Origin of the sequence: Acrocarpospora corrugata, assembly GCF_009687845.1 — a bacterium.
Lineage (GTDB): Bacteria > Actinomycetota > Actinomycetes > Streptosporangiales > Streptosporangiaceae > Acrocarpospora > Acrocarpospora corrugata.
Genome location: NZ_BLAD01000067.1, coordinates 60,581 through 75,875 on the forward strand (window position 1 = coordinate 60,581; position 15,295 = coordinate 75,875).

The following is a 15,295-nucleotide window of genomic DNA, read 5'->3' on the forward strand; positions in this document are numbered from 1 at the left end:
CTTGGCCCCCGTGCTTGAGCGTCTGACATTACGGGCGGCGGTGAGCGGGTGGTGGGATTTCGTGCGGAAGGCCTGGCGGCCGGACAGGACCACCAGGCATTCGTGTTCCGCTGAGGGGTTCTCGGGCGGGATGGCATCCGAGGTGGAAGGCGCGAACTAGAGCGTTCTCACGCCCAGTCCCAAAGCGCGATGGTTAGTCGCGGTCGATTTTGAGTTTGATGACCTTGCCGGTCTTGATGGAGACGTAGACGTCGTACTCGTAGCGGCCCTTGTGGAGTTCGATTTTCCAGGTGCGGTGGCCGTGTTCGTATTCGCGTTCGACGTCGGTGACGCGGGCGCCGGGGATGGCCTTCTTGGCGATTTTGATGGCCTTGGCGCGGGTGATGTCGGCGGTGGTCGTGGTGGTGGCCGTGGGGGTGGTGGCCGTGGGGGTGGTGGCCGTGGGGGCGGTGGCCGTGGGCGCGGTGGCCGTGGTGGTGGCGGCGGAGGCTGCGGCGGTGCCGGTGAGGAGGAGGGCGGCGGTGGTCAGGGCGCCGGTGACGGCGGTTCGGATTCTCATGGCTTTACGGTGGCTTGGGGAGGGATATAGGCGCGCTTTGCCAGGGTTAAGGGGTGGCAAAGGTGAGCGTGACCGTGGTTCCGCCGTTGGGTGGGGTGGTGAGGGTCATGGTGCCGCCGGCGGATTGGGCGGTGCGGCGGGCGATGTCGAGGCCGAGGCCGGTGGAGTCGCCGCCGCTTCGGCCGCGTTCCAGTGCCTCGGTGCGCATGCCGGGGCCGGAGTCGGTGACGGCGAGTTCGGCGCCGGAGGGGGTGGGCGTCAGCCGTACCGACATGGGGACGCCTTCGGGGGTGTGGGCGAACACGTTCTCCAGGAGGGCGTCCACGGTGGCGGCCAGGTCGTCGGCGGAGGTGGCCACCGGGAGGGGGGTGTCGGGGAGGGTCAGGGTGAGGGGGCGGTTCTGTTCTTCGGCGAGTACGGACCAGAAGGTGACGCGGGCGGCGACGACGGTGGTCGCGTCGCAGGAGCCGCGTTCGCGGGTGCGGCGGCGGACGTCGACGATCACGGAGGTGACGGCGCGGTCGAGGGCGTCGACGCGGCCGCCGAGGCGTTCGGCCTCTTCGGGGTCGGTGAGGGATTCGGCTTCGAGGCGGAGGCCGGTGAGGGGGGTACGGAGGCGGTGCGAGATGTCGGCGACCGATTCACGTTCCTCGTGCAGGAGGTCGTCGATGCGGGTGGCGAGGTGGTTGAGGGCCAGGGCGGCGGCGCGGATCTCCGGGGGGCCGGTGGGGGCGGCTCTGGCGGCCAGGTCGCCGCCGGCGAGGCGGTGCGAGACGTGGGCGAGGCCGGTCATCGGGCGGGTGAGCGCGACGGCGAGGCGGTCGGCGATGAGCATGCCGACGCCGATCAGGGTCAGGCCGAGCAGGAGCAGGCCGAGCCAGGCGGCCTGGACGCCCCGGCTCAGGTCGTCGGCGGTGAGCAGCACCCGGACGACGCTGGTGCCGGTTTCGCCCTGGACGGCGACGAGGATCTCCCGGCCGCCGCCGGGGGCTTCGGCGGACAGGCTACGGCCGCGGGCGGCGAGTTCGACGGCGGGGGATCGGGCGGTTGAAGCGCCTACGACCGTTCCGTCGGGGAGGAAGACGGAGATCTGGTGGCCGTTCGCGGCTGATGAGCGGTTCGCGGTCAGGGCGAGGGCGGCGAGGTCGACGGTGCCGATCAGTGCGGCGACGGATTGGGCCTCGGTGGTGGCCTGGGCGACGGCGCCGTTCTCGGCGGCGGAACGGACCAGCAGGGCCATCGGCACCAGCATCGCGATCAGGACGAGCGAGGTGGTGGCCGTGACCAGGAGGGCCAGCCTCCGTCTCACGTGGGGTCGACCAGTTTGACGCCGACTCCTCGTACGGTGTGAAGGAAGCGCGGTTCCTGGGCGGTTTCGCCTAGTTTGCGGCGGAGCCAGGAGAGGTGGACGTCGACCGTTTTGTCGGTGCCGCCGTAGGGGACCTGCCAGACCTCGGTGAGGAGTTCGCGCTTGGTGACCACCCGGCCGGGGCGGGACGCCAGGTAGAGCAGCAGATCGAACTCGCGCGGAGTCAGCTCGATCGGAACGCCGTTGAGTATGGTCTCGCGCCCGCGGATGTCCATGTGCAGGCCGCCGACCGTGACTGACGTGTCGGTGTCCTCCTGGCCGGTACGGCGGAGCACCGCCCTAATCCGGGCATCCAGATGGGTGGCCGTGAACGGTTTGACCACATAGTCGTCGGCGCCCGCGTCCAGCAGCCGGACGGTTTCCGGTTCGCTGTCCCGGGCGGTGGCCACGATGACGGGCATCCGGCTGACGGCGCGGAGCATGCGCAGCAGTTCGGTGCCGTCCAGGTCGGGCAGGCCGAGGTCGAGCACGACGAGATCGGGCCGGGTGTCGAGGGCCAGGCGCAGGCCGTCGAGCGCGGTGGCGGCCGAGGACACGGCGTGCCCACGATCCCGCAACCCTCGCACCAGGGCGGTACGGATGGTGACGTCATCCTCAACGAGCAGCACGTTTGCCATTTGCGGCCACGTTAGCCGGTTGTCGTTAAGCGCATAAGTCCGTTATCGCCGTCTTAACTCGGGCTTAGCGTTGGATCAGGGAAGGTAATGGGGTGAATCGGCGTACATTGCTTGCGGTTGGTGGATGGGTGGCGGCCGTCGTGATGGCCATGGTCGCGGGCGTCGCGGTGACGAACTCCCTCAGTTCGGTCATCACCGGCCCAAGCGTGCGGCCACTCTCGGCGGAGGAAGTCCGCCAGGAACTGGACATCCCGATCACCGCCACCCCCAGCCCGAGCGCGATCCCGACGTCGACGCGGACAGCGTCGCCCCCCGTTCGCGCCCCCCGCGAGATCCGCGTCATCGCCACGAGCGGCGGCTCCGCCGTGGCCGCCTGCGTGGGCGGCGAGGCTTCCCTTCTCTCCTGGACCCCCGCCCAGGGCTACCACGTCGATGATGTCGACCCAGGCCCCCACAATCACGCCAAAGTGAAGTTCGAAGCCAACGACACCGAGGTCGAACTCGAAGTCCACTGCGAGGCCGGTCGCCCGGTCTCCCGCGAGAAGCACGACTGAGCCGCGGATGCCGATGGATGTCCGGTCAGTTCACCAGCACGATCTTTCCGCGGGCGTGGCGGGTTTCGCTTAGTTCGTGGGCGGACGCGGCCTCGGTGAGTGGGAACGCTGCCGCGACCGGGACCCGCAGTCGGCCCTCGTTGGCGAGTGTGACCGCGGTCGCGAGGCCGTGCACTGCCAGGCGGTCGGCGTGGGTTCCTACGGCTGTGCCGGTGTCGTCGGCCGGTGCTCCGTGTGACAGGCGGACGCCGTGGGCCGCCGCCGTGAGGTCGGCGATTGTCACCACGCGCGCGGTGTCGCCGGTGATGGCGATGAGGTCGGGCAGGGCGCCTCCGGCGCAGTCGAACACCGCGTGTACTCCGGACGGTGCCAGCGCGCGGATTCGTTCGATGAGCCCTGTCCCGTACGTCGTCGGCTCGGCGCCGAGAGAGCGCAGGAAGGCGTGGTTGTGTTCGCTCGCGGTGCCGATGACGGTTGCGCCGCGGGCGACCGCGAGTTGGACGGCGATGGTGCCCACGCCACCGGCCGCGCCCTGCACGAGGACGGTGTGCCCGGTGCCGACCGCGAGTCGGTCGAGGACCCGGGTGGCCGTCTCGACGCTGCCGGCGGCGCCGCCGGCTTCCTCCCAGCTCCATGCGGCCGGTTTGGGCGCCCAGGCGGTCAGGACCGCGAAGTCGGCGTTGGCGCCGCGTGTGGCCGAATTGGTCATGCCGAACACCTCGTCGCCGATGTTCACGCCCGTGACGCCGTCGCCGACTTCGTCCACCACGCCGGCGGCGTCGAATCCGGTCCGATACGGGAATGCCGCGGGCACCACGTCGCGCAGCGACCCGGAGCGGATGCGCATCTCTCCTGGCGACACTCCGGAGGCCCTTACGGCGACGCGGATCTCGCCCGGTCCGGCGTGTGGTGCTGGTACATCGGCGACGTGCACGACGCCGGCCGGACCGTACTCGGTGAATTGGATTGCTCTCATTTCGGCGACCGTAACGGAGCACCCCGTCCGTTTGCCTAAAGTGAGAGCCGTGGCAGCGCAAGTGGTAACGACTCTCCGTTCGGACGCCCGGGACAATCGCGGGCGTATCCTCGCGGTCGCCCGGCTGGCCTTCGCCGCCGAAGGGCTCGACGTGCCGATCCGGGAGATCGCCCGGCGTGCCGAGGTCGGTGTCGCGACCGTCTACCGGCACTTCCAGACCAAGGAAGCGCTGCTGACCGAGGCTTTCGCCGAGCAGATGGCCTCGTGTTCGGCGATCGTGGAGGAGGGCCTGGCGGCGGATGACCCGTGGCAGGGGTTCTGTCTGGTGATCGAGAGGCTGATGGAGATGCACGCCCTCGACCGGGGCTTCGCCCGCGCGTTCACCTCGCAGCTTCCCCAAACGCCCGACTTCGCCGCCGAGCGCGATCGCACGCTGCGCCAGCTGCTCGAACTGGTCCGGCGCGCGAGAGAAGCGGGCTCCCTGCGGGAGGATTTCGTGCTGGAGGACATCAGCCTGGCGCTGATGGCGAACGAAGGCATCCGCGCCGAGGCACCCGAGATGAGGGTGGCGGCGTCGCGTCGCTTCGCGGCCCTGATGATCCAGTCGTTCCAGGCGAACCCCGTCCCGACGCCACTGCCGCCGGCCGTCCGGCTGCCGCTATCCAGAGGCTGATTTGCAGATGTTCTGGGTGGCAGTCTTGGTGGTGGGCGTCGCCGCGGCGGTCGGGGTGGGTTTGGGGGTCGGAGTCGGAGGCTTCTGGACCGTGTGGTTGTCGGCCCCGAGGATCACCTCGATGGCGTCGAGGGTGGGGATCTCGCGGAGTTCGGCACCCGGGAAGGCGGCGGCGACCGTGCGGGCGGAGTCGAGACGGTCGGGCGCGTACCGAATGATCGTGTTCTTGTAGTTGCGGGTGGCCGTGTCGCCGGGGGCGGCCGGGACGAGGAAACCCGCCGCGAGCAGCGCGGATTTGGTACGAGCCCCAAGCCCGGTGATCATAGTGCCGTTGCGGACACGGACCGCGATCCGGCTGGCGGGGATCGTCGTGGCGGTCGGCGACGGCGACGCCGTGGGCGATTTGCTGGGCTTGACCGGCGGGACCAGCGGCTGGTCCGTGTTTATGCGGTGGAACAAGTCCTTCGCGGAAGGCTTGTCCCAGAGGACGGCGGATTCGCCGGTCGCCGTCCGGTAGTTGACGTTGGTCAGGGGGACGGTGGCGAACGAGACGTCGTCGGTGGAGACGTCCTTGAGCTGGGTGGCCAGGCCGAGGAAGTTCTCGGCGAGGGCGTCGTCCACGGTGAGAGTGCGCAGCGTGGAGTTGACCAGCGCGCCCAGTTTGGCGGGATTGGTCAGGGTGTCGCCGCTGAGGGCTTTGGCCAGCAGGGCGGAGATGACCTGCTGCTGGCGGTCGATCCGGTCCAGGTCCGCTCGGCCGGTGGCACGGGTGCGGGCGTAGTGCAGGGCGTTGACGCCGTTGAGCTCGTGCGTGCCGGCGGCCAGCTGCAGCTTGGTCTTGGTGTCGTCGATGGCGACGGGAGTGCAGACGGTGACCCCGCCGAGCGCCTCGACGACATCGATGAAGCCGAGCACGTTGACCGCGACGTAGTGGTTGATCCGCAGCCCGGTCGCCTGCTGCACGGTGCGCACCGCGAGTTTGGCCCCACCGAACTGGTACGCCGAGTTGATCTTACGTTCGCCGAACCCCGGCACATCCAGCCAGCTGTCCCTTGGCAACGAGACGACGGTCACCTTGCGATGGTCCGCGGACAGGTGGATCACCATCATCGTGTCGGTGCGTTCACCCGCCTGCCGCCCGAGGTGCAGCTGGTTCTGCTCTTTCCTGGTGAGGTCGTCGCGCTTGTCCACCCCGACGAGCAGGATGTTCATCGCCCCCTGCGAGGAGGAACCGGCCGTCCCCGCGTCCACGGACTCGATCTGCGCGCTCAGATACCCGGGGATCGCCCACGCGAATCCGGACCCGACCAGGACCAGGCTGGACAGCGATCCGGTGATCACCAGCGAGCGCAGACTGGCCCGCACGCGGCGGGTGCGGGGTGCGGCTACTCGGACCCCGCCGTAGGCGTCGCCGCCCACGTGAACACCCGAGTCCTCCACCCGGTCCCCCCTTGAGGTTGCCGTCTACGCCCGTTCGTACAGTAGCGTGAGCGCAGCCATTAACCCCGTCCCCGACGCGCCCCTAACGAGTCTGATGAACCCCTCGATCTCCGTCATCATGCCCGTCCTCAATGAGGAGCGGCACCTGCGCGAAGCCGTGCAGCAGGTTCTCGATCAGGACTACGACGGCGCGATCGAGGTCGTGCTGGCCGTCGGCCCGTCGCGTGATCGGACCCAGGAGGTGGCGGACGCGATCGCGGCGGCCGAACCCCGGGTCTCGGTGGTGGCCAATCCGACCGGGCGGACGCCGAACGCGCTGAACGCGGCGATCGCCAAGTCGTCGAACGAGATCATCGCGCGGGTCGACGGGCACGCGATGCTGCCCAAGGACTATCTGCGCACGGCGGTCGAGACGCTGCGGGAGACCGGCGCGGACAACGTGGGCGGGATCATGGCCGCCGAGGGGGTCACGCCGTTCGAGCAGGCGGTGGCGTGCGCGATGACCTCGAAGATCGGGGTCGGGAACGCGGCCTTCCACGTCGGCGGCGAGGGCGGTCCCGCGGACACCGTGTATCTGGGGGTGTTCCGGCGGGAGGCGCTGGAGCGTGTCGGCGGATATGACGAGCATTTCGAGCGGGCCCAGGACTGGGAGATGAACCACCGCATCCGCGAGACGGGTGGCCTGGTGTGGTTCCAGCCGAAGATGCGGGTCTCCTATCGGCCGCGGCCGAACGCGCGGGCGCTGGGCAAGCAGTACTTCCACTACGGCCGCTGGCGGCGGGTGGTGGCGCGCACGCACGAGGGCACGATCAACCTCCGGTATCTGGCGCCTCCGGTGGCGGTGCTGGGGATCGTGCTCGGGCTGGTGATCTCCCCGTTCTTCTGGCCGGCCGCGCTGATCCCGGCCGCCTATCTGCTCGCCATCCTGGTGGGCGCGGTGCTGACCGGCCGCGCGCTGTCCGGCGCCGCGCTGGCGAGGCTGCCGCTGGTGTACGCGACCATGCATTTATCGTGGGGCACCGGGTTCCTGACCAGTCCGTCCCGGCTCAGCAAGCCGCGCCCGGCCGGCACTGATCTGCACGATCTCTTCCACTAGCCCGGCAGGCGTTCTCCACCGCCTGGTTGAAGCGCGCCATCGGATCGCCGTCCCCGAGCAGGTAGCTGCGCAGGTCCCGGCGTGCTCCGGCGAGGGCGTCCTCGTCCTTGTCGAGTTGGGCGAGGATCTCCGGGAGTTCGTTCAGGTCCTGGCTGAGCAGGTAGGCGGCCCGCGCGGTCGGGTAGCGCTCGCGGAAGTCGGGCCGCCCGGCGACGTTGGTCACCACATATGGTTTGCCGCTGGCGATGAAGTCGGCGACGACGCTGGAGATGTCGCTGACCAGCAGGTCGGCCTCGTTGAAGCAGGCGTACAGGTCGTCGGTGGCGACTCTGGCCAGCGGTCCGGCTTTGGCGATGATGGCAAGGATGCGCTGGTGGGCCCCGCGGGTGGCGGGGCAGCGGTGGCCGGTGAGCGGGTGCGGTTTGTAGATGAGGTGCAACGCGTTGTCGATCAGGGCCTGGGCGAGTTGGGGGCCCATGGTGGTCACCGAGGTGTGGAACAGGTCCTCGGTCCAGCCTTCCCAGGTCGGCGCGTACAGGACGGTCTGGTACGGCAGCCCGGGGCCTGCGGTCTGGATTCCGGCCAGTTGCGGGCGGCCGACCTCGACGATCGAGGAGTCGCGGACGCCGACCGCCGCCCGCCGGTAACGGTCGCGGCCGCCCTGCCCGGCCACCCAGACTTGGTCGTACACCTTCGTGAACGGGTTGAAGGAGGCTTCCTTGTCGCTGTCGCCGTGGCCGACGAAGACGCTGACCAGGCCGGGGGTGCGGAGCATGTGAATGTTGTTGCCGACGTTGGAGGCGAACAGAGCGACCCTGGCGGTGTCCAGGCCGCGGAAGTTCATCATGTCGACGGCGGACGGGATGCAGAGCACGGGCAGCGTGGTCGGGCCGAGCACGCCGATCAGCGGGCGCTCCCGCAGGACGATCATGGCTCGCCGGTCGACGCGCTCCAGCACGGGCAGCCACATGGACGCCTGGTAGATCGAGCTGGCGGGGCCGGAGAAGTAGAGGAGCACTTCGGGGCGGTAGGCGCGGACCTGCTCGTCCACCGCCCAGATCACGTTGCGCCGGTCGGCGATCGGCGCGGCCCGCCGGACGTGCCAGGCCAGGGCGAGGACGGCGGCCGCCATCAATGTCAGGGCGGCGGCGACGCCGAGGGAACCCAGCCAGGCCACTCCGGTCAGCGCGCCCACGGCGGTCAGCCCGACCGGCAGCACATCGGCGTACAGCAGCCGGACGCCATGCCAGTTGACCAGCGTCTCCGGCGGCGAGGGCGGAAACCGCACGGCCAGGTTCCGGGTTTCGACCGGCTTCAGCCCGTGGCAGCGCCGGAGATAAAGCGCCAGCCCGGTCTGTACGGCCCGCATCCCATGAAACAGGAACAGCCCCCCGGCGAGCAGCGCGAACCACCGCGACTCCGGCCCCACCGTGCGAGCCAGCAGCAACACCGCCGCCATCTCCCGGGACAGAAACCTGACACTCGCCCCCAGATGCACCCGGCCCAGCTGATCCGCCACCTCCTTCGGCAGCTTCACCTCCGCCGCGTACGACACCGCCCCGAACACCGCGAACACCCACGGAAGCGGGCACAGCGCAGCTACCACCAAAACCGGATACGACCCCAACAAAACCGCCGTGACCAGGGCATTTCCGCCCCGGAATGATCCCCCCATGAGGGGTGCTTACCCATTGAGCCGCACATCGACCACTTGTCCGGTCAGGTGGGAGATCAGCACTTCCACGCTGCTCCGCGCCACATCCTTGGCCGCCAGCAGACTCCTCGGCGGCTCCTCGCCGAAGGCGCGCAACCGCATCGGCGTGGCCGTCCGCTCCGGGTTGAGGCAGTTGACCCGGATGCCGTGCTCGGCCCACTCGTCGGCCAGCGCCTGGGTCAGATTCACGACGGCGGCCTTGGTCGAGGAGTAGAGGCTGTAGTCGGCCCGGCCCCGCGTGTACGAACTGGAGGTATAGAGGAGCAGGTGGCCGCGCGTCTTCGCCAGATACTTGAAGGACGCCTTCGCGATGTTGACCGGCCCCAGGTAGTTGACGCCGATCGCCTCCTCGATCGTGCTCTGCTCGGCGTCGCCGAGCTTGCCCATGTGCAGCACGGCGGCGGTGTTGACCACGTAGTCGATCCTGCCGGTCTCCGCGTACACCCGGGCCAGCGCCTCGGCCACCGCGACCTCGTCCTGGACCCGGGTGCCGGTCTCGGAGCGGGAGAAGGAGTAGACGGTGGCGCCGTGCTCCTTGGCCAGGTCCACGATGTCGGCGCCGATGCCGTAGGAGCCGCCGAACACCACCAGGGTGCGGCCGTCCAGGCCGTCGCCGTAGGAGAAGGGGACGGGCGCGGTCGAGGCGGCGAGCTGGAAGAGCTTGTCGGCGATGAAGACGTCGACGGGGTGGGTGACCTTCATGTTGTGCTCGCTGCCCGCCACGATGAAGATCGGCACGTCCGGGCGGTACCGCAGCATCACCCCGCAGTCGTCGGTGGCGGGCTGCTTGTCGAAGTCGGGATCGGCCAGCGCTCGCGCGTACGCGTCCCTGATCACCGACAGCCGGAAACACTGCGGCGTCTGCCCGCGCCGCAGCCGCGCCCGATCCGGGATGTCCCTGATGATCTCCCCGTTCGGCCCCGGCGCCGCGACCACCACCGTGTCCGAGGACGGAATGGCCACGTCCACCGCCTGGTACTCGCCCAGCGCCGTCACACAGTCCGCGATGATGCGCGGCTCGACCAGCGGGCGCACCGCGTCGTGCAGCAGCACGTCGCACTCCCGGTCCCCGAGCGCCCGCAACGCGATCCAGGTGGATTCGGTACGGCTCGCGCCCCCGTCCAGGATCCGGCTCACCTTCGTGAACCGGTTCTTCTCGATCAGGGCGGCGACCTCGTCGGTGAAGCCGGGGGTCATCAGCACGACGACTTCGTCGATGTCCGGATGGCTGTCGAAGGCCGCGATGGTGTGCTCCAGGATGCTCTTCCCGGCGATCTTCAACAGCTGCTTGGGCGTGTTCAGACCGATGCGCTGGCCGATGCCGCCGGCCAGCACCACACCAACGGTTGGCAAACGTGAATCCATCATCATGATCCTCCCCGACGAGCACCATACCCTTGCGGGTGATTGCTCATCAGTGATCACTCAGTTACTTTGCGAGGTACGTGGTCGGGTAGGTGCTATGGACGTCGTCTCTGAGCGAAGGCGGTCTGACATGGGGGAGAACCGGCCGGACACCGTCGCGGTGGTCCTGGCGGCCACCCACGCGGCCCTGGTCGACCGCCTCAGCGAGCAAATGGAAAGCCTGCCCATCGCCGACCTGTGTTTCGTGTCGGACGAGCAGGGCCTGGCCGAGCAACTCCGCCGGGTGGCGAAGGTCGCCAGAGGCGCCGCCGCACCTGTGGCCGTGCTCACCGGCGACCTGGTGGCGCACACCGAAGCCCTGGCAGTCCTGCTGGAACACCCGTCCCGGAGCACCGGCGCTTTGATCGGCCCCGGCGAGGCCATCCCGCCCCGCACCCCGGTCCGGGTCGAGCACGGCAGGGTCGCCGCCGCCGGCAACTCCTTCCACCAGGTCGACGCGCCCAACGCCACCTTCCGCGGCGTCCTCCAGGTCGGCACCGACCACCTGAAAGGCTTCGCCCTGGTCGCCGAGGAGCTCGCCGACCTGGCCCAGGGCGGCAAACTCGGCGCGGCCACCACCGACCAGACGGCCGACCTGCTGCTGGCCGGCCTGGTCAGGTCGGGGGTGCCGGTCAGGGCGGCCAGATTCGGCCGCCTGCACTGCGACCGGGTGCCCGCCGGGGGCGCCACCGCCGCCCTGCTGCGCCTCACCGAGGTCGACGAGGACCAGGTCCGCCTGGACGCGGCGGTCAAACAGGACGACGGCCTCTTCACCACCTACCTGGTCAGCTCCTGGTCCCGGCATCTGATCAAACTCGCGGACCGGCTCGGCCTGACCCCCAACGCCGTCACCGGCATCTCGGTCGGTCTGGCCGGCATCGCCGCGATCTGGTTCTCCGCCGGGGACCGGCAGGCCCAGCTGGTCGGCGCGGCGGCGCTCTACCTGTCGTTCGTGCTCGACTGCGTGGACGGCCAGCTGGCCCGCTACACCCGGCGCTTCTCCCCCCTCGGCGCCTGGCTGGACGCCACCTTCGACCGGGTCAAGGAGTATGTGGTCTACGTCGGCCTGGCGCTCGGCTACGCGGCGGGCGCGCCGATGACCGGGACCGGGCCGGACCAGATCTGGGTGCTCGCGGTCGGCGCGATGATGCTCCAGGCGATCCGGCACATGATCGACTTCTCGTACGCGGGAGCGGTCACCGACGCCGCCAAGGTGGGCGTCTCCTGGGCCCGGCCGCACCGGTCGCTGGCCGTGGCCGTGGACGCGGCCAGGAGCACCGACGCCGCCGCCGTCCAGCGCGAGAACGCGATCGTGCAGCTGGCCGGCCGGCTGGAGGGCGACCGCGCGTCCCGCTGGCTGAAGAAGGTCATCGTGCTCCCGATCGGCGAGCGGATGGCGCTGATCGCGGTCACCGCCGCCCTGTTCAACGCCCGCGTCACCTTCCTGGCCCTGCTCGGCTGGGGGACGGTCGCGGCGCTCTACACCCTCACCGGAAGAATCGCGAGGTCGCTGTCATGACCAGCGTGCACATGACCCGCGTCCCGCCGAGCTCGGTGACGGCCTTCCGGGACGACGGCCCCCTCTCCCGTGGCATGGGCGCGATGGTGGCCGGCCAGCTGCCCCCCCTCCCACCCGCCATCGCCGCCTTCTTCGTCACCGGCGTGCTCCTGCTGGTCGGCATCGCCGGCAGCGAGGGCCTGGCCGTCTTCGCCCCCATCGTGGCCCTGCTGCTGGCCGGCCCCGGCTCCTCACACCGCCACGACGGCCGCCTGGACTGGCTGGTCCCGGTCATCCTGAAGATCACCGAATACGGCTTCATCGCCGCCGTCGGCTTCGCCCACGGGGTGCCCGCGATCATCATCATGATCCTGCTGGGCGCGATCGTCTTCCACCACTACGACACCGTCTACCGGATCCGCCAGCACGTGTACCCGCCGCCGTGGCTGGCCAACGCCGGACTCGGCTGGGAAGGCCGGATGATCGTGGTCGCCGCCGGCGGTCTGCTGGGCGCGAGCACGGCGATGTTCGTCCTATTGGCCCTGTATCTTTGGGCGTTGTTCGGCTGGGAGAGCCTCACCTGCTGGCTGGCCGCCCCCCGGTCCGGGGTGGAGGCGGCTGATCTGGGCGCGCACGACTGAGCCCGATACACGATCAGGGCGCTCTGGCAACTAACCTGTGGGGTTATTGACTTTGCCATCGCGCGACCGTGCGATGAACGGATCGTGAGGAGTGCACGTTGCTGGGAATGGTGCTGGCCGCCGGGGCCGGAAGACGTCTGCGGCCCTACACCGACACGCTGCCCAAGGCGCTCGTGCCGGTGGACGGGGACACCACGATCCTCGACATCGCGTTGCGCAACCTGGCGGCCGTCGAGCTGCGGGATGTCGTGGTGATCGTGGGTTACCAGGCGCAGGCCGTACACGAGCGGAAGGCCGCGCTGGAGGACCGGCACGGGGTGAAGCTGACGCTGGTGCACAACGACAAGGCGGAGGAGTGGAACAACGCCTACTCGCTGTGGTGCGCGCGGGACTACTTCGCGCGGGGCGCGCTGCTGGTCAACGGGGACACCGTGCACCCGGTCTCGGTCGAGCGCACCCTGCTGGACGCGCCGCACACCAGTGACATCCTGCTCGCCGTGGACGACGTGAAGGCGCTGGCCGACGAGGAGATGAAGGTCACTCTCGACGACGGCGCGCTCAAGCGCATCACCAAGCTGATGGACCCGGCGCAGGCGTATGGGGAGTACATCGGCGCCACCCTGATCCGCCCCGGCGCGGCCGCCAAGCTGGCCGACGCGCTCCAGGCCACCTTCGAGCGCGACCCGCAGCTCTACTACGAGGACGGCTACCAGGAGCTGGTCGAGCGCGGCGAGACCATCCGGGTCGCCCCCATCGGCAAGGTCGACTGGGTCGAGGTCGACAACCACGACGACCTGGCCAAGGCCCGCACGATCGCCGGCACCTACATCTAGGGAGGTCAAGTGCCAATTCTGGCAAGGATGCTCCCCGCGCCTCTCTACATGGAGGTGCGGCGCGGCGCGATCGCCCAGCTCGGCCCGCTGCTGGCCGACAGCCGGGTGGCGACGTCCGGGCGGGTGGCGGTGGCGGTGGGCGTCGGCCAGGGAGACCGGATCGCCCAGACGATCGCGCCCTCGCTGGGCGAGGCGCAGGTGCTGCGGGTGCCGGACGGTTCGGTCGACGCGGCCATCTCGCTCGGCGCGGACCTGCGCAAGGGCGCCTACGAGGCGGTCGTCGGCATCGGCGGCGGCAAGACCATCGACTGCACCAAGTACGCGGCGTCGCTGGCCGGGATCCCGATGGTGGCGGTGGCCACCAACCTGTCCCACGACGGGATCTGCTCACCGGTGGCGTCGCTGTCGCACGACGGCGGCAAGGGCTCGTTCGGGGTGCCGATGCCGCTGGCCATCATGGTCGACCTGGACTTCGTGCACGACGCGCCCCCGGCGCTGGTCCGCTCCGGCGTCGGCGACGTGGTCAGCAACCTGTCCGCGATCGAGGACTGGCAGCTCGGCAACAGCGAGCGCGGCGAGCCGATCGACGGGGTGGCGGTGTCGATGGCGCGGACCGCGGCCGAGGCGGTGCTGGGCCAGAAGGTGTCCATCGAATCCGACCATTTCCTGACCATGCTGGCCGAAGCTTTGATCCTGTCCGGCATGTCGATGGTCATCGCGGGCTCAAGTCGTCCGACGAGTGGCGGAGACCATGAGATCCTGCATGCCGTGGATCAGCTTTTCCCCGGGACCTCCAACCATGGCGAGCTGGCCGGGATCGGCGCCGCGTTCTGTTACTTCCTCAGGGAAGACGAAGCGCGCCTGACCCAGGTCATCGACTGCCTGCGGCAGCACCGGCTGCCCATCACCCACGCCGACATCGGCCTGACCGCGGCGCAGTTCACCGAGGCCGTCATGCTGGCCCCCGCCACCCGGCCGGGCCGGTACACCATTCTGGAACACCTGCGGCTGTCCGAGGCCGAGGTTCGCGATCGGGTTGAGGGTTATGTCGACGCCGTCGGTAGCTGAACTGCGCGCCAAGGCGCAGCCCGAGATGACCATGGAGCGGCGCAACGGCGAGCACTGGGCCGGGCTGCTTTACATGCGCAGACTGTCCATCTATGTGACCTGGGCGCTGGCCAAGACCTCGATCTCGCCGAACCAGGTGACCGGGCTGATGATGCTCACCGGTGTGCTGGCCGGTGTGGTGCTGGCCGTGCCCGGCCTGGCAACGGCCATCGCGGCGGCGCTGCTGATCCAGCTGTACCTGCTGCTGGACTGCTCCGACGGCGAGCTGGCCCGGTGGAGCGGCCGGACCTCGCTCACCGGGGTCTACCTGGACCGGGTCGGGCACTACTTCGCCGAGGCGGCGCTGCTGATCGGGCTCGGCTTCCGGGCGTCGGAGACCCTGCCGGACTGGTATACCGTGCTCGGTTTCGTGGCGGCGCTCGGGGCGATCCTGATCAAGGCGGAGACCGACCTGGTGGACGTGGCCAGGGCCAGGTCCGGGCTGCTCGCGGCGACCGAGGTGTCGGCGACGCAGTTCCAGTCCGCCAAGATCCGGCTGGCCCGGCGGGCGGCGGCCGCGCTGCGCTTCCACCGGGTGATCCAGGCGGTGGAGTTGTCGCTCATCGTGGTGGTGGCGGCGGTGCTGGACCTGTGGTTCCCGGCCACCCGGATCCTGACGGTGGCCTGCGCGATCATCGCGGGCGTGCAGCTGGTTCTGCACCTGGTGAGCATCCTGGCGTCCCGGCGGCTGGCTTGAAACCAGGTCTGCCGGACACTCCGTGTTTGGTGGGTGTTCGCCGACGGTTCCGATACCCTTATTCCGCAGCAAGCAGGCATAGATCCGGATTTGACCGCCCATACAGACTCGGTGATC

General features: G+C 69.7%; 15 protein-coding genes. 8 read left to right on the forward strand and 7 right to left on the reverse strand.

Annotated elements, in window-relative coordinates; all coding sequences use genetic code 11:
- Positions 1–193: 193 nt before the first annotated feature.
- The 3 genes from Acor_RS45575 to Acor_RS26635 are packed head-to-tail and all read right to left on the reverse strand — an operon-like array spanning position 194 to position 2,545.
- Positions 194–559, reverse strand: coding sequence for a PepSY domain-containing protein (locus Acor_RS45575; protein ID WP_155339492.1), 366 nt, complete (start codon positions 557–559; stop codon positions 194–196).
- 46 nt (positions 560–605) lie between these two features.
- Positions 606–1,868 (reverse strand): sensor histidine kinase, encoded by a 1,263-nt coding sequence (locus Acor_RS45580; RefSeq protein ID WP_155339493.1) that lies wholly within the window; start codon positions 1,866–1,868, stop codon positions 606–608.
- The gene (locus Acor_RS26635; RefSeq protein ID WP_155339494.1) at positions 1,865–2,545 is read right to left on the reverse strand and encodes a response regulator transcription factor; all 681 of its coding nucleotides are present in this window, start codon (positions 2,543–2,545) and stop codon (positions 1,865–1,867) included. The genes Acor_RS45580 and Acor_RS26635 overlap by 4 nt, the downstream gene beginning before the upstream one ends.
- Before the next feature lie 128 nt (positions 2,546–2,673).
- Between Acor_RS26635 and Acor_RS26640 the strand changes: the two genes are divergently transcribed.
- Positions 2,674–3,099 (forward strand): hypothetical protein, encoded by a 426-nt coding sequence (locus tag Acor_RS26640; protein ID WP_155339495.1) that lies wholly within the window; start codon positions 2,674–2,676, stop codon positions 3,097–3,099.
- A 25-nt stretch (positions 3,100–3,124) separates the two neighbouring features.
- Here the strand turns inward: Acor_RS26640 and Acor_RS26645 are convergent, their stop codons facing one another.
- A complete protein-coding gene (locus tag Acor_RS26645) occupies positions 3,125–4,075 on the reverse strand; it encodes an NADP-dependent oxidoreductase (RefSeq protein WP_155339496.1) in 951 nt (316 codons plus the stop codon).
- Between the two features lie 49 nt (positions 4,076–4,124).
- Here Acor_RS26645 and Acor_RS26650 point away from each other — a divergent pair, with 49 nt between their 5' ends.
- A complete protein-coding gene (locus Acor_RS26650; protein WP_246239141.1) occupies positions 4,125–4,748 on the forward strand; it encodes a TetR/AcrR family transcriptional regulator in 624 nt (207 codons plus the stop codon).
- Here the strand turns inward: Acor_RS26650 and Acor_RS26655 are convergent.
- Complete coding sequence (locus tag Acor_RS26655) at positions 4,734–6,188, reverse strand: LCP family protein (RefSeq protein ID WP_155339497.1); 1,455 nt, start codon at positions 6,186–6,188, stop codon at positions 4,734–4,736. The two genes, Acor_RS26650 and Acor_RS26655, sit on opposite strands and share 15 nt — an antisense overlap.
- A 94-nt stretch (positions 6,189–6,282) precedes the next feature.
- Here Acor_RS26655 and Acor_RS26660 point away from each other — a divergent pair, with 94 nt between their 5' ends.
- Positions 6,283–7,284 carry a glycosyltransferase family 2 protein gene (locus tag Acor_RS26660; RefSeq protein ID WP_155339519.1) on the forward strand — a complete coding sequence of 334 codons (1,002 nt, stop codon included), beginning with the start codon at positions 6,283–6,285 and terminating at the stop codon, positions 7,282–7,284.
- Here the strand turns inward: Acor_RS26660 and Acor_RS45585 are convergent.
- A complete protein-coding gene (locus Acor_RS45585; protein WP_281353263.1) occupies positions 7,235–8,890 on the reverse strand; it encodes a CDP-glycerol glycerophosphotransferase family protein in 1,656 nt (551 codons plus the stop codon). The genes Acor_RS26660 and Acor_RS45585 overlap by 50 nt on opposite strands.
- Before the next feature lie 78 nt (positions 8,891–8,968).
- Positions 8,969–10,351: a bifunctional cytidylyltransferase/SDR family oxidoreductase gene (locus tag Acor_RS26670; RefSeq protein WP_246239142.1), complete on the reverse strand. Its 1,383-nt coding sequence runs from the start codon at positions 10,349–10,351 to the stop codon at positions 8,969–8,971.
- Between the two features lie 142 nt (positions 10,352–10,493).
- Between Acor_RS26670 and Acor_RS45590 the strand changes: the two genes are divergently transcribed.
- From Acor_RS45590 to Acor_RS26695, 5 genes are all read left to right on the forward strand, one after another.
- Positions 10,494–11,921, forward strand: a complete 1,428-nt coding sequence (locus Acor_RS45590) for a CDP-alcohol phosphatidyltransferase family protein (protein WP_281353264.1) — start codon at positions 10,494–10,496, stop codon at positions 11,919–11,921.
- The gene (locus tag Acor_RS45595; RefSeq protein ID WP_155339501.1) at positions 11,918–12,541 is read left to right on the forward strand and encodes a DUF5941 domain-containing protein; all 624 of its coding nucleotides are present in this window, start codon (positions 11,918–11,920) and stop codon (positions 12,539–12,541) included. Before Acor_RS45590 ends, Acor_RS45595 begins: the two co-directional genes overlap by 4 nt.
- Before the next feature lie 98 nt (positions 12,542–12,639).
- Positions 12,640–13,374 (forward strand): phosphocholine cytidylyltransferase family protein, encoded by a 735-nt coding sequence (locus Acor_RS26685; RefSeq protein ID WP_155339502.1) that lies wholly within the window; start codon positions 12,640–12,642, stop codon positions 13,372–13,374.
- 27 nt (positions 13,375–13,401) lie between these two features.
- Positions 13,402–14,442 (forward strand): iron-containing alcohol dehydrogenase family protein, encoded by a 1,041-nt coding sequence (locus tag Acor_RS26690; protein ID WP_170317091.1) that lies wholly within the window; start codon positions 13,402–13,404, stop codon positions 14,440–14,442.
- On the forward strand, positions 14,420–15,178 hold the full coding sequence (locus tag Acor_RS26695) for a CDP-alcohol phosphatidyltransferase family protein (RefSeq protein ID WP_155339504.1): 759 nt from the start codon (positions 14,420–14,422) through the stop codon (positions 15,176–15,178). Before Acor_RS26690 ends, Acor_RS26695 begins: the two co-directional genes overlap by 23 nt.
- The last annotated feature ends 117 nt before the right edge of the window (positions 15,179–15,295 follow it).